Origin of the sequence: Flavobacterium laiguense, assembly GCF_003097655.1 — a bacterium.
Lineage (GTDB): Bacteria > Bacteroidota > Bacteroidia > Flavobacteriales > Flavobacteriaceae > Flavobacterium > Flavobacterium laiguense.
Window position 1 is genome coordinate 157,987 of sequence record NZ_QCZH01000002.1, and the last position, 15,689, is coordinate 173,675.

The following is a 15,689-nucleotide window of genomic DNA, read 5'->3' on the forward strand; positions in this document are numbered from 1 at the left end:
TTTCTAACTTTGACAAAGATAATTTTTAAATTAAGTATTAAAATCAAATACAATGTCAAAAATTCCAGACGAAGCTTTTAGAGATACCATAGGAACGATTGATAAAGAGGGGAATAGAAAATATATTTATCCAAAAAAACCTTCTGGTAAATTTTATGACTATAGAAAGTGGGTCAGTTATTTTTTATTGATCATTCTGGTTGCCAATCCGTTTATAAAAATAAATGGGAACCAATTCATGATGTTTAATGTGTTGGAACGCCGTTTTAATATATTTAGTTTTCCTTTTTGGCCACAAGATTTTTATCTTTTTGTAATCTTTATGATTATAGGAGTAGTGTTTGTGATCCTATTCACTGTGATTTTTGGGCGTATTTTTTGTGGGTGGATTTGTCCGCAAACTATCTTTTTAGAAATGGTTTTCCGTCGAATTGAATATTGGATAGAAGGAGATCGTGGAGCACAAATTCGCTTGGAAAAACAAGAATGGAACACAGAGAAAATCCGAAAAAAAGCCACAAAGTGGTTTGTCTTCCTTGTTATTTCTTTTCTAATAGCCAATGTGTTTTTAGCCTATCTTATCGGAAGTGATGAATTATTCAGATTAATTGAAAACGGTCCTTTTGCCAATACAAGTACCTTTATTTCCTTATTGATTTTTACGAGTGTTTTTTATTTTGTCTTTGCCTGGTTTAGGGAGCAAGTCTGTATTATTGCTTGCCCTTACGGAAGATTGCAAGGCGTTTTATTGGATAAAAAATCAATAAATGTGGCCTATGATTTTGTTCGTGGTGAGAAAGAAGTAGGAAGGGCCAAATTCAATAAGCAAGAAGACAGAGCAGCTTCAGGTAAAGGGGATTGTATTGATTGTAAGCAATGTGTACATGTTTGTCCTACAGGAATTGATATTCGTAACGGAGTTCAACTGGAATGTGTGAATTGCACTGCTTGTATTGATGAATGTGATACTATAATGAAAAGCGTAGGATTGCCCTTGGGGCTTATTCGTTATGCTTCGGAAGATGAAATAGAAACCAAAGCCAAGTTTAAGTTCACTGCCAGGATGAAAGGCTACACCGCTATATTGGCTATATTAATTGGAGTGCTTTTTGGATTATTGTTTTTAAGAACAGAAATCGAAACCACTATTTTTAGATTGCCAGGGCAGCTCTATCAACACAAAGGAGATAACATCAGTAATATTTATACTTTTAAAATTATCAATAAAACCAGCAATGATATTAATGATATTCATTTTAAATTGGTTGGAATTAAAGGAACTTTAAAAGTTGTAGGTATTCAGGATTTAAAAGTGCCGAAACAAGGAATGTCCAGCGGTACTATGTTTCTCGAAATTAATAAGTTTTTATTGGAAACCGATAAAACCAAGGTTGAAATTGATGTTTATGAAGGAAATAAAAAAATTGAAACTACTTATACGAATTTTCTAAGTCCAAGAAGTTTTGATTAGTCTTTGTGTACTCAGTGAAGTATTCAGCAGTTAAATAAAATATACTAAAAAAAATAAAAATGAAAATTAATTGGGGAACTTCTATCGTAATTGCTTTTGCGTTGTTTATGAGCTTTATATTATATTTTGTTCTAAAAGTGCAATCGGACAGTAAGTATGATAATGAATTAGTGGTTGAAGAATATTACAAGCATGATGTTCATTTTCAAGATGAAATGGCACGCATTCAAAATGCACATGATTTAAAAGCAAAGCCAGTTATTACAATTGATGCCAATGGAATCAATATTGTTTTTCCTGCTGATTTTATACCAAATGACGTTAAAGGGATAGTTGCTCTTTATCGACCATCTAATAAAAAATTCGATTTTCAAGTCCCAATTTCATTATCCAATTCCAGTATGTCTATTCCTAAATCAAAACTTATTGGAGGGGTTTGGGATGTCAATATGGAATGGCAATATAATGGAAAGCTCTATTTGACCAAAGAAGAGATTTACGTAAAATAAAAAGAAATTAGAGTAGAGAGAATAGAATTAAGAGTATAGATGAAAAAAAAGATAGAATTGGTTTTATTACAAAATCCTATATTCTGTGTTCTATCATCTTTATTCTAAAATCTGCATTCTAAAATCTAAATTCTGCAATCTAAAATCCCCATGCTTTATACAGCCTTTTTATTCGGTTTAATCAGTAGTTTTCACTGCATAGGAATGTGTGGTCCTATTGCTATGATGTTGCCTGTAGAACGAAATAATCCTGCAAAAAAAACAACTCAAATTTTTACTTATCATTTGGGACGATTAACGGCTTACGGGAGCATTGGATTGTTATTTGGGTTGTTGGGAAAAGGTCTTTTTTTGGCTGGTATTCAACAGCAAATGTCTGTTATTATTGGCGTTGCAATGATTGTAGTGATTTTAATACCCGAGAAAGTTTTTGCTCAATATAATTTTTCGAAACCGGTTTTTAGATGGATTTCAAAAATGAAGCAAACTCTAGGCAGTCATTTTAAAAATAAAAGCTTTAAATCCTTGTTTATTATAGGGTTGCTCAATGGTTTTCTGCCTTGTGGGATGGTTTATGTTGCCTTGTTTGGCGCTATTGCCATGCAAAGTGCTGGCTTTGGAGTTTTATATATGCTGTTATTTGGACTAGGAACGGTGCCTTTGATGAGCGCCGTGGTTTATGTCAATTCCTTTTTGTCAGTTCCTATTCGGAATAAGATTCAAAAAGTAATTCCTTATGTTGGTGTATTAATTGGGGTGCTGTTTATTTTAAGAGGTTTAGGCCTCGGAATACCCTATGTTTCTCCTTCTAATATGAGTTTATTTATACAAGAAAAAGCCAATTGTCACTAATTGGCTTTTTTTATAGGGTATCGTTGCTAACCTAGTAATGCTGAAATTAAAATTGTAATCTACTCTGTCTTAGATACTCAGAATCTTAGTTGCTTATTTAAATGGTCATTGAGAATAAAGCAGTTTCTGGTGCTTTTCTTTTTAATCGTAAATCGAATGCCATGCAAATATTGCGAACATAAGGCTTTCCTTCTTCGGTAACTTGAATTTTATTTTCACCTATAATCAATAAACCATCCTTTTCCATTTCTTTAAGTTGAATTAGAATTTCAGGTATTTCAGTAAAATAATTGGCAGAATCCTCCCAACTGGTTTCAAATTGACACATTAAATTCAAGATGTGTTTTCTAATTAGCAGATCTTCGGTAGATAATAAATGTCCTCTATAGACTGGTAATTTATCCCATTCCAATAATTGATAATAATCTTCTAGATTTTTAACGTTTTGGGCAAAACTGTACCAACTGTCACTGATTGCCGAAACCCCTAATCCAATCATCAACTGGGTTTTAGAGGAACTGTATCCCATGAAATTCCTATGCAAGGTTTTGTTCTCAAAAGAATGGTATAGACTGTCTTTTTTTAAAGCAAAATGATCCATGCCTATTTCATGATATTCATTTTCAAACAGCAATTCTTTTCCTATTTCGTATAGTTTTCTTTTTTCATCGTCTTTAGGGATGTCTTCATCATTAAATCCACGTTGTCCATTTCCTTTTATCCAAGGCACATGGGCATAACTATAAAATGCCAATCGATCAGGTTGTAGTGAGTTTGTTTTTTCTATGGTATCTACCACATCTTCAATTTCTTGAAAGGGTAACCCGAAAATAATATCATGTCCCACTGAAGTATAGCCTATTTCTTTTGCCCAAAAAGTAACTTTTGCTACATTGTGAAAAGGTTGAATTCTATGAATTGCTTTTTGTACTTTCTCTGAATAATCTTGAACACCAAAACTGACTCTTCTAAAACCTAAATCGTATAATTTTTGCAAATGGGCATAGGTCGTATTATTAGGATGGCCTTCAAAACTAAATTCGTAACCCTCTGCTTTTTCGGCATGAGAAAAAATACCATTAATAAGGTCTTCTAAGTTTTGAACAGAGAAAAAAGTGGGCGTACCACCACCTAAATGAATTTCTTTAATTTTTGGTTTTTCACCAAGTAGATTACAATACAAAGTCCATTCTTTTAAAACGGCTTCTATATATGGGTTTTCAACCCCATGATTTTTTGTTATACGTTTGTTGCATCCACAAAATGTGCATAAACTTTCACAAAAGGGGAGGTGTATATAAAGGCTGATACCTTCTTTTACGTTGCTTTCAAGAAATGACTTTTTGAGGGTCTCTATCCAAATTTGATTTGTAAACCCAGATTCATCCCAATAAGGTACCGTTGGATAGCTAGTGTATCTTGGGCCAGGAACATTGTATTTTTGAATCAGTGAGTTTTTCATAATTTGAATGTTTTATAGAGACAAATTTAGTGTGACATTTTAGGAATTAAAATGATATTTATCATATCGGGATAATTTATATAAAAAAAACCTCGAACTACAAATAGCACGAGGTTTTTTTAATTAAACAGGTAGAAACTTATCCTTGGTTCATATTTCTTAATTGTTTTAGTTTTTCTTTCCAAACATCAAGGCTTTCTTTGTGGATAGCGATGTTTTTTCTAACTTCTAAAACTATTGAATTTTCTTTTTTGGCATTTTTTGTATTAGTAAAGAATTGAATGTTATTCTCTAATTGAAATATTTCATTCTGCACCTCTTCAATCTTACGCATTAAGAAAATCTTCTCATTATCTAGTTTTCTAGTGTCGTTGCTTTCAGATAAATGATCCATTCTGTTGGCGAAACGCATCATTTCGGTGTCTTTTTTGCTCAAGCTTAATTTTTCAAACAAAGCATCAAGAATCTTGTTGAATTTTCCTTCGATATGTCGTCTTGGGAAAGGAACTTTACCAAAGCTTTTCCAAGTTTCGATATGCAATTTGATGGCATCCAAATCAGTTTTGTGATCACCTGTCAATTGAAACTCTCTTAAAGTTTCCAAGTAGGCTTTCTTTTTGTCAAAAGCTTCTACTTCTTCAACATTTTCTTCATTTTTTTGCTCTTTTAATTTGTCAAAATAATGATTGCAAGCTTCTCTAAATTCGTTCCAGATTTTATCTGAATATTTTCTAGGAACATGACCTATTTGTTTCCACTCTTCTTGAATTTGCTTCATGATTGGAGTAGTTGCAGAAAAATCAACGCTTTCCTGTAGTTCTTTCGCTTTATTTACAAGTGCTATTTTTTTATTTAGATTTTCGTTTTGGTCTTTTTTAATGTCTTTATAAAATGAATTTTTAAAAGTATTAAAATTTCTAACGGCCGTTTTAAAAGCTAACCAAGTATCCTCATTTACATCCGATGGAACTTTTCCTGCAGAGAAAAAAGCGGTACGTAAAGCTTCTACTTTTTCAATTTGGGCAAGCCATTGCGAATGCGAATTTACTTTTTCGGTAGCCAAAACTTCAATTGCAGCAATGATCTCTTTTTTCTTGTTTAAATTTTCAAGCTCAGTTCCTCTTTGGTTTTCAAACAACACTTCACGCTTATCATGCATTTTTTTTGTTAGCTCGCTAAATTGGTTCCAAATTGCATCGCGATGCTCTCTTGAAACAGGTCCAATTTCCTCTTTCCAGATTCGGTGTAAATCTTGTAATTCTCTAAAAGCTTTATTGATATCAACCTCGTTTACCAATTCTTGCACACGAGCGATAATTTTTTGTTTTTGCTCTAAATTGTGCTTGAAATCAATGTCTCTGGCTTCTCTGTCAAGATGCAAATAGTCATAAAAATTCTCAACATGAAAATGGAAATTATTCCAAACGTGATTGTATTTATCTTTTGGAATAGAACCCGCATTTTTCCAACGTTCCCTTAATTCATTAAAATGTTTTAAGGTGTCTTTGATGTTTGCTTGTGGGTTGATTAACTCTTTTAACTCTTCAACAATAGCCAATCGTACCTCTAAGTTTGATTTCAAATTGGTTTGTAAACTCTTGAAATGAGTATTTTTGTTGTCTCTATAAAGGGTATAGTATTGATCAAACTTTGTTTTTAGAGGAGAATGGTATTGAAATTCTTCGTTTGGATCTTGATTTTCCTGATTGAATTCTTCTTTTTTCTCTTCTATAAGGTGATTGTATTTTGCTAAAAATGCTTTTTTGATTTCTTCAACATGTTCCTTTACAGACATTACTTTTTCGTTTGTAGCCAAATTCTTCAATTCTTCTACAAGGGTATCCATCGGTAATGCTTCGTAATCCAACATCGGAATGTCATGACGTTCTTTCAGCGTTTCATCTTCACTTTCTTCAGCATTTGAATCTGCAATGGCATCAATAACGTTTTGATTTTCGTTTGCCTCAACTTCATTCGAAAGCACTGGTTCAGAAACAGGGTTCACCGTATTTTCTTCTGCTGCAGCATCACTGATTTCAGTTTCGGCTACTATAGTCGTTTCCGATTGAATTGTTTCTTGCAATTCATTGACTGTTCTTCCGTCTGTCTGATTTTCGTGAAGAGACAGGTTATCGTTCTTTTCTTCTAACATTTTGTGAATGTTTAAGGTTTCTATTTATTGAATGCGAAAGATAGTGAAGGTGTGTCAAAATTCAAAATAAATCCTTTATTTATAGTTAGATTGTGTCTAAAATTCTTGTTTTTAGCTAGGGATTTTAATTGTGGATGTCTTTTTGGGATAAATGTGATCAGTTTTTTGAGAAAATGGAGTGGTGTATATCGAGTGAAAATAGGTAACTGTGATAACAACAAAAAAATGCTGTCCGTGCTGTGAATTGCTTTCAAAATTGTATTTTAGCTTATAATTCCCAACTAAATAAATAAATATGAAACAATCAGCTTTGTTGTGAATTGCTTTCAAAATTGTATTTTAGCTTATAATTCCCAACAAAGAAAAGCAGCGGATCTATACGCAGGTAGTTGTGAATTGCTTTCAAAATTGTATTTTAGCTTATAATTCCCAACTAGAGCCATTTAGAGAAACAGCCAGCTCACGTTGTGAATTGCTTTCAAAATTGTATTTTAGCTTATAATTCCCAACGCGTCTTCAATAGCTAAATCTAACGCGGCTGTTGTGAATTGCTTTCAAAATTGTATTTTAGCTTATAATTCCCAATACTTGCTTGACGTCGTTGTGCCTCCCCATGGTTGTGAATTGCTTTCAAAATTGTATTTTAGCTTATAATTCCCAATAGATATAAACACGATTGATAAGGAATATTCGTTGTGAATTGCTTTCAAAATTGTATTTTAGCTTATAATTCCCAATAACGTATTCTTTGCACGTGGCAATGTCTTTGTTGTGAATTGCTTTCAAAATTGTATTTTAGCTTATAATTCCCAATCTTCCACAAAATTACCGCGATCAATATCTTGTTGTGAATTGCTTTCAAAATTGTATTTTAGCTTATAATTCCCAATCCTCTATAGCTATTTTAACCCCGACCGCCAGTTGTGAATTGCTTTCAAAATTGTATTTTAGCTTATAATTCCCAATTGAATGCTTTTACAAATGAAAAGCCTACTAGTTGTGAATTGCTTTCAAAATTGTATTTTAGCTTATAATTCCCAATTCCTGTTTCGTCTTTATCTATCCATTTATGTTGTGAATTGCTTTCAAAATTGTATTTTAGCTTATAATTCCCAATATGTTAAGTGGTATGCTGATAACAGTGGTTGTTGTGAATTGCTTTCAAAATTGTATTTTAGCTTATAATTCCCAATCTTGTTTTTGTGTAGTTGGCACCATTATATGTTGTGAATTGCTTTCAAAATTGTATTTTAGCTTATAATTCCCAATAATGTTTTATTTATTTAGTTAACAAATATAGTTGTGAATTGCTTTCAAAATTGTATTTTAGCTTATAATTCCCAATCAAACTAAACAAGGCGCGAACCGATGCCAGTTGTGAATTGCTTTCAAAATTGTATTTTAGCTTATAATTCCCAATCATGTGTTTTCATCAATGCCCAAAAAAACAGTTGTGAATTGCTTTCAAAATTGTATTTTAGCTTATAATTCCCAATAATAGTTCTTCTTATCAAGCATCCACATAGTTGTGAATTGCTTTCAAAATTGTATTTTAGCTTATAATTCCCAATATGGATTTGGCAGATGGAGACACCGAGTATGTTGTGAATTGCTTTCAAAATTGTATTTTAGCTTATAATTCCCAATTTCCAAAAGGATGAAATAGAAACAATTTAAGTTGTGAATTGCTTTCAAAATTGTATTTTAGCTTATAATTCCCAATACTTTAGATCATTACTTGGAGTTGAAAAGTGTTGTGAATTGCTTTCAAAATTGTATTTTAGCTTATAATTCCCAATAATTCCAATTGATACGTCGATTGATATAAAGTTGTGAATTGCTTTCAAAATTGTATTTTAGCTTATAATTCCCAATAGCAAAGAAAAGTAAGTCAAGACTTTAACAGTTGTGAATTGCTTTCAAAATTGTATTTTAGCTTATAATTCCCAATTGAAGATTTTAGAGAGTGTAGGAATTTAATGTTGTGAATTGCTTTCAAAATTGTATTTTAGCTTATAATTCCCAATCTAGGACAGATGCGAAAATAGCGAGTCAATGTTGTGAATTGCTTTCAAAATTGTATTTTAGCTTATAATTCCCAATATACCGCGAGTTAATCGTTTGATATGTTGGTAGTTATAGGTTTATTTTGAAATTAAAAAAGAGTTGAGTTTGTGTACTGAGGTACACGTAGTTGTACTTTTTTAGAATTCTGTTTTTTAGAAAAGCTCTAATTGTTGTGAAGGTTTATCCGGTTCTACAGGTTTTTTTCCATAAAAAAGTTCCATCATCCCAAATTGTTTATCGGTTATTTGCATTACCCCAATTTTGCCGTGTTCAGGTAAATTATTCCTAATTCTTTTGGTGTGTACTTCGGAGTTTTCTCTACTGGCACAAAACCGCATATAGATCGAAAATTGGAACATAGAAAAACCATCGTCCAATAATTTCTTGCGAAATCCACTGGCAATTTTACGCTCTTTCCGTGTTTCGGTGGGCAGATCAAAAAAGACTAATATCCACAAACTTCTATATTGGTTTAAACGGGTGTAATGTTCGTCATACATAAACAGGGTATAAAATTTTCCTTGCTGTTCCTTCAAAACATTCGTGTAAGGAATGCGTAGTTCTACTCATTGCGACCATCAACGGACTATTCTTTCCGTCAATAAAAACATCTATACTGGCAATACTTAACAATTGTTTTTTAATATCGGTTGTCAATTCGTCATACGAATCTTCGGTTTCCATAATGTGACACACAATCAAGTCCACGTACGGGCGATAGGGCTCCATAATATCGTCGGCAAGGCAATAGGAGTTGTATTTGTTGCGGTGAAAGATTCCTAAAGTAGGTAACATTCCAGAACTGACAATTGCTCTTGCCGTAATCGCTCTCAAAATGGCATAGCCATAATTCAATAAATTATTGGGCGGAATTCCTTTTTGTCCTCTAGTAAAATCGTCTACCGTGATGAGGTTTTGCCAATAATAAACAGCTGCTCTGGATTCGTGATTGAGTGCATCTCCCGATGTAACTTCTTTTGCCCAAAGCTCCATTTTTCGGCATGGGATTCCTTTTTCTTTGAGCAGCCCCGCTTGGTTCATGATTTTGGCACTTATGGTTTGTTGCCACAAATTCTTTTTGAGAGGAACAGAAGCATTAATCTGGTTTTTAAAACGCTCTGTTTGTTCTGTATGTCCGTTGAGTGGCATTAACAAACCTATTGGCAAATGATACTGGTCGCAATTGATTAAAGCAACATTGTTATTGGTTAGTTTTTCGAGTAAACCATTGGTAATTGTGATTTGTTGATTTTCCAGAACGATAACACCAATATCTTCAATAGCCACGGTTTTGGTTTCTTGTTCCTTGTCGGGATAAGAGATTACTATTTGCTCGTTTTTTGTGCTCAAATAAGCGGGATTGCCGAAGAAAAGGGTACGTTTTATCATTTTTTTGAATTTACAAAATTATAATCAGCTGTTTATAAATGAAAATAATTCACTAAAACATTAGGTTAAAGCCTTTTAAACTCATTTTTTTATTGAATGGGCTAAAGCCCAATCCTATTGAATCCTATAACTTTTGAATTACCTCCAACTTTTGAATTGTGAATTGCCTCCAGCTTTAGCTGGAGGGGGGATATGATAATAATGTAAATGGCTTTAGCCAAATTCTATTCTTTTTGAAATTTATATTTAGCAATAAATTCGTTGTATTCTTCTTCAAATGTTTGTTTGCTATGGTGTTCTTCTTGGTTTCTAATGTAATTTCTAACTTTATCAAGCATAGATTCCGAAACAGAAACGGCAAAATATTCATCTTGCCATTCAAATTTAGCTAAACACAATTTACTTTTGTTAATCCAAAAAGAAGATTCCCCTTTTATGAGTTGCATAATTTTTTGAATGGTTTGATCTGCTCCTATAGAAATCAAACAATGACAATGATCTGAATATCCATTAACATGATCAACAAAAATCCTTTTCTCTTGGGCATTTTCTTTAATATGATGCCAAACCTTTTGTCTTAATTCTTTGCTGTCCAAAAAAGGAATTCTGTTTTTTGTACTCCAAACAAAATGGATGTAGGTTTTGATATAAGGCATAATTTGTATTTTAAATTGCTTATAATTTTTGAATTTTCTGTTTTATCAATTGCCTCCTCCCGATAATTATCGGGATTGAATTGCCTCCAGCTTTAGCTGGAGGGGATTAATATATTTTGATTTGAATAGGCTTTAGCCGAAATGTTTTTTTGCTAAAGCCTTTTGTGCTTAATACTAATTTTATTTGAATGGGCTAAAGCCCAATCCTATTGATTTTTGAAAGAATAATTTATTATCGGATGTTTCTTTTAATTTTTCCAAGTCTATCAATTTCTAGTTTCCAACAAACGGATTTAATCATTATTGGTTTTTCTTTTTCATCATAAATAGTATTTGAATTGTTAAATTCAAGCATTCGTTCATTTTTATTATTTGAACCATTTTCATTAGAAATTATTTCTTTTGAATAATTATTAGAAACAAAATGACCTTCTCCACTAGTACAACTTACAAATTTATATATGCGTTCTGTTTGCTCTTTTGATAGTTTATCAAAATTAATTGTAGTTATGTTTTCTTTTTCGTCTTCTGTGGGTACATAAACTAAATCATTTGGAGAAAGAGTAAATAAAAGATAATTTCCATTTTCATCTATTTCTAGAGCAGAACATAATCCTTGTTTTTGTCTTTCAATTACTTCATTGAAAGGAATGGTTTTATAATTTCGTTTCCCGTTTTCATCTTGATAAATTGCAAAAAATAAGTTTGTTCCTTTGGCGGTTTCAACATATTTATCTGTTTTTCTACCTGTCTGTCCAAGTGAAAATCGTTTACTTTCTTCGAAAATACGAACTTTTTTTATAGGCTGGTGATTTTTGCCATTATTGAGTGCTATAATGTTTTTGTTTAATTCATCTATACCTATTTCTGAAAAAGCTACTTCATGTGGAGCTATCTTTTTTCCATTTTCGTCTATTGCATTTTGATACAATTCCTGTTTCAGATGATTTAAAAGAATCTTCTGAATTCCTGTATCTGTTATCTTTTCTATCTTTTTTTCATCAAACGTAATATCTAAATTATTTCGTTCTCTAGTAGCTGTGGCCTCTATGGTTTCATAAATTTGAACTTTATCAATAGCTTTTCCATCAATCATTACAGGAAAAGCTTTGAGGTGCTTTTTTAAACCATCACTATTATTAGGATATTGCTTGATTTTTGCAACTAGCTGTTTTTTAATTTCCTTGTCAACAATCAATCCTATTTGTTCAATAGCATTTGCAATAGTAATATGACTTTGTTTAATTCGCTTTAAAAATACTTTTCCACTCACGGTTTCTGCGTGCATTGGTTTTCTAATCGCCCAGTTATCTCCTTTTACTTGTTTAGTTGTGATTTTTTTCATTGCGCCATCTTCTTCTTTCCAAACTTGATATTTGTTTACCGCTTTATTGATAACTCTAGTGTTTTGTTTGAAGCTGATGATGGTTTGATTTAGTATGTCTTTAGCATCTTTAGTGAAGTTAGTCCATGGTTTATGAAATTCTTTAGCTATTAGTTTCTTTTCTTCACAAAGTGTTCCGTCGTGATTGTCTTTTGTTATAATTTGTTCTTGTTGAACTCTTAATTTAGAAACCAATGAATAGTTTTTTCTCTCGGAGTTCATTGAATTCAAGTAATTTACGTGATCTTTTGTTACACAAGCTATAACCAATGCATCGAGAGCGTGATGGCGATGGTCAATTCTTTTTTTAGAAAATCCTTTGGCTATTTCATCTGGAACTGTTGCTTGAAAAACATTTTTTCCAAATTTGTTTTCCCAATTCCCAAACTTATTACTGTTTGTTAATGCATTTAGTCTTTCAAAACGAGGCGTAACAATATGATTCCAAACATCATTCAAGCCCCAGTCTTGTTTCATTTTTGAAGTTATTGAACCATTTAAGGAAACAATATGTTTTGAGGTTACTTCTTGTTCATCGTCTTCTCTAACTATTTTACTCAAAAGATTTTTTACAATCTTACTGATGTATTTAGTGTCATTTAATTGTCTTTCGATAAATTTTTCTGGTATTTCTTCACTTAGTAATCTTTTTTGCTTGTTTTTATTTTTACTGTAATAGCTAGTGATGTGTTGGTTATAAGATTCTTTAGTGAATATTTTAACTGTTTTTCCACCAGTTAGGGTTACAATTCTATCTTCGTTTTTTAAGATAAATTCTAATGCGGTCTTATTTCCTTTCAAATCATTTACTTCAGATTCACAAATGACTTTATTTGATAATGAATCATCAAATAATCTTGATTGTGGGATAATATGTTCGATTTGATATTTTGTAGTAAACAAATCACTTAATGGAATTAATTTTCCTGTATATGGTGAAATATAACCTTGTTCCAGCCAAAGTTTATATTTGATAATTTCAGAAGTTGTTGGTTTCGCATTTTTCCTAATTTTCTCAATGTCTTCTAATTTTTCTTTTCTGTTTTCACTACTATAAACTCCTTCTTCGTAAATTTTTAGAATCTCTTGCTGACTTGGGGAATAAGGGCGAACATCATTAACTCCATCATTTTTCAATTCCGTTAAAATGGCTTTGATTCGTAAGTTTGTATTTTCGTTTTGATTGATATTGTCAGTAATTCTTTTTCTATCCGCAGCATTATTCTTCATCTCACGACCTAATTCAATATGAATTTCGTTAAAGAAGTTTTCTCGACCTTCTCCATAATGTTGCCAAATATCTTTTACAACTCGTAAAGTTTCTGTAATAACTTGTTCAACTATTGGATTTCGGAGGGAATGTTGTTTGAAATCGTGTTTCAAAAAGGACTCAATATCTGCAGGAGTTTTCCATTTTGAAATATCACTAGCTTCACTGTGTCTGTCGTATATTAAATAAGATGCTTGGTAGGTATTTAAGCCTTTATTGAATTCAGTACATTTTATAAAACTTTTTAAAACTTGTTTAGGAATGTCGCTATCAGATACTTTTTCAAGAATTGATGGGTCATAATTTATAGATTCTAATCTTTCTTTAATGAAGCTTATTTTTGCTGTAACTTTATTAGAAATAGCATCTTCATTCCAAGTTTTATCTCTTCTCATTAAAGTCAATAACTTCTTTATTGCTTTTTCTGAATAAGAGCCATAATCTTTTTTATAAGGTTTTAATTTTGAAAAATTTGCTATAAATTCCTCGGGTAAATTATGTCGTTTAGCAAAAGTGGTAATTGCTTTTGTAATTTCGATTTTATCAGTAACCGAATATAAAATATGCCATAAATCTTGAGTGGTTTTGGCATCAAAAAAAGTTTTATCTACATCAATCTTTACGATGGCATTCAAAAATTGATTTCTGGTTTCGTTACAAGGATAGATCTTGTCTTCTACAAAATTCCATCTGAATTTATCTTCTTTTAATTTGAATTTTGAATAGGCTAAAAATTGTTTTTGACTGATTTCTGCTTTATCATTTAGCCAATTGAATAATTCTACTAAATCCTCTTCCGTTTTTAAATAATCAATCGTTACATCAATATCGTCTATGATTTCTTTTTTAAAAATTTTAAGGTTTTTGACAAATTGTAATAATCGGAATTCTTGAAAAATAGGATTTGATTTTGCAATACATTTTAGAGGTTTTAAAATTTGCTTTCCATTACTATCTTTTACTAAAACACCTTTTTTATCTTTAATAGGCCTGTGTTCTAAACTACAATCACTAATCAAAGAAGTCTTGCTTTTTAATGGGCGTTGATAAAAAATAATATCATCTAAAAATAAATAGTCAAAACCTCTGTCTTTAATATTACTTTTGTGAGAATCATTATGTCTGTACAGTTCATCAATACACTTTTTATAAAGATTTCGATCTGTTAAAATAGCTGAATGGAATTCTATTTGGGTCTTAATAATTTTCGATATTTCATCTTTATAGAACTTTCTTTCAATCGTTCGAACTAATTCGCCTTTTATTTTTTGATTTGGATTTTTTAAAAGTTCATCATAGATATAAGAACCAACTGATTTTCCGCTTTGGTTAATAGTTTGTTCTGTTCTGATTTTTCTTAATCCCCAATCATCTTCTTTTGGAGATCTAAAACTTCTCTTTTCTTCATTGTCTTTGTTGAGTTTTACAGTTCCGTCATCATTTAACTCGGTAGTCACAATAAAATTCTTTTGTTTACCAACCCAGTCAAATAATGCGATTTTGCTTTCACGTTTATAAATCCAGCCGTTTTCAAGAATCACGTTGTACCATATACCTGATTTTCCCTTTTCTCTTTCAATTACATCCACAACCGTAAGGGTATGAAACTCTTCTAGTTTATTTTTGTTTTCTTCTTGTTCCTCTCCACGCAATTGATAATACCCTCTTTTTTGATTGAAGTTCAGTAATATCCAGGCAAGTTCTTCTTTGGATATTTTTTTTGTTAATGCTTTTTTTCTCAAATAATAAATAGTCCAATCATAAGGGATTTTTTTTAAATCAGGATATATTAATTTGAATTCAGAAAGCATTTCTTGGTGGCTCTCTAAAAATAAAAATTGGTTTTTACCGTTTTCATTTTTATAAAAAGATAATTTTTCTTCTCTTTCAGGTTTAAATTGCCCAAACTTTTTATCAAAATCGATTACTTCGGAATAATGTTTAGGTAGAAAATCAAGGATATTTAGAATTCTGTGAAGTCGCTCTCTTCTTAATAGAAAGCGTTGAACTAATCTTCTAGTTCCGCGATATTTTGTTCTTTCCGCAGTTTGAGAAATAGAAACTCCACTGTCAAATTTACCAAGTACATCTTGGCTCATAGGGATTATTCGACTTCCTAATCCTTCAATGTTTCCTAGTTTATTGTCGAAGTCATTATTGGTTAACGCCCACCCAATACTATTCGTCCCTAAATCCAATCCTAATATTTTCTTCATTTTTATAGCTGTATTTTTGATAAATTTTCTCTAACTGTAAATTAATCCCTAAATTTAATCAAAAGAAAATTAATTAGTTTACGGAAAACCACATACAAATAATAAAACTTTTGTTGTATCATTGTACTACAATTTTGAAGCAATTCACAATAAGGATTATTCCGTTGTGAAAACATTCAAAGCGGCATCCTCACGGTTGTCGCTTTTTTTATGCAGAAAGCCCTCAAATGGAATTCCATTTGAGGGCTTTTGTATTTTATA

9 protein-coding genes and 1 CRISPR repeat array are annotated in these 15,689 nt (G+C 31.5%); of the genes, 3 read left to right on the forward strand and 6 right to left on the reverse strand.

All coding sequences use genetic code 11. The annotated features are described in order from the left end of the window. Positions 1 to 52: 52 nt before the first annotated feature. The 3 genes from ccoG to DB891_RS03495 all read left to right on the forward strand — a co-directional run bounded on the left by ccoG (position 53) and on the right by DB891_RS03495 (position 2,832). Entirely contained in the window at positions 53 to 1,471 is a 1,419-nt protein-coding gene (gene ccoG, locus DB891_RS03485) for a cytochrome c oxidase accessory protein CcoG (RefSeq protein ID WP_116760631.1), read from the forward strand. 59 nt (positions 1,472 to 1,530) lie between these two features. After that, complete coding sequence (locus DB891_RS03490) at positions 1,531 to 1,980, forward strand: FixH family protein (RefSeq protein WP_116760633.1); 450 nt, start codon at positions 1,531 to 1,533, stop codon at positions 1,978 to 1,980. Between the two features lie 150 nt (positions 1,981 to 2,130). Next, positions 2,131 to 2,832, forward strand: coding sequence for a sulfite exporter TauE/SafE family protein (locus tag DB891_RS03495; RefSeq protein ID WP_116760635.1), 702 nt, complete (start codon positions 2,131 to 2,133; stop codon positions 2,830 to 2,832). 97 nt (positions 2,833 to 2,929) lie between these two features. On the opposite strand, the gene hemN is transcribed toward DB891_RS03495, so the two are convergent. The 6 genes from hemN to cas9 form a co-directional block, all read right to left on the reverse strand. After that, positions 2,930 to 4,294, reverse strand: coding sequence for an oxygen-independent coproporphyrinogen III oxidase (gene hemN / locus DB891_RS03500; RefSeq protein WP_116760637.1), 1,365 nt, complete (start codon positions 4,292 to 4,294; stop codon positions 2,930 to 2,932). Positions 4,295 to 4,433: 139 nt separating this feature from the next. After that, positions 4,434 to 6,446, reverse strand: coding sequence for a DUF349 domain-containing protein (locus tag DB891_RS03505; protein ID WP_116760639.1), 2,013 nt, complete (start codon positions 6,444 to 6,446; stop codon positions 4,434 to 4,436). Between the two features lie 236 nt (positions 6,447 to 6,682). Then, positions 6,683 to 8,549: a CRISPR direct-repeat array (repeat unit 46 nt; unit sequence GTTGTGAATTGCTTTCAAAATTGTATTTTAGCTTATAATTCCCAAT). A 116-nt stretch (positions 8,550 to 8,665) separates the two neighbouring features. Beyond that, positions 8,666 to 9,013, reverse strand: a complete 348-nt coding sequence (gene cas2 / locus DB891_RS03510; RefSeq protein ID WP_116760641.1) for a CRISPR-associated endonuclease Cas2 — start codon at positions 9,011 to 9,013, stop codon at positions 8,666 to 8,668. After that, positions 9,006 to 9,902 carry a type II CRISPR-associated endonuclease Cas1 gene (gene cas1, locus DB891_RS03515; RefSeq protein WP_116760643.1) on the reverse strand — a complete coding sequence of 299 codons (897 nt, stop codon included), beginning with the start codon at positions 9,900 to 9,902 and terminating at the stop codon, positions 9,006 to 9,008. The genes cas2 and cas1 overlap by 8 nt, the downstream gene beginning before the upstream one ends. 224 nt (positions 9,903 to 10,126) lie before the next feature. After that, positions 10,127 to 10,558, reverse strand: coding sequence for an IS200/IS605 family transposase (gene tnpA, locus DB891_RS03520; RefSeq protein WP_116760645.1), 432 nt, complete (start codon positions 10,556 to 10,558; stop codon positions 10,127 to 10,129). A gap of 232 nt (positions 10,559 to 10,790) precedes the next feature. Further along, complete coding sequence (gene cas9, locus DB891_RS03525; RefSeq protein WP_116760647.1) at positions 10,791 to 15,428, reverse strand: type II CRISPR RNA-guided endonuclease Cas9; 4,638 nt, start codon at positions 15,426 to 15,428, stop codon at positions 10,791 to 10,793. Positions 15,429 to 15,689 lie beyond the last annotated feature (261 nt).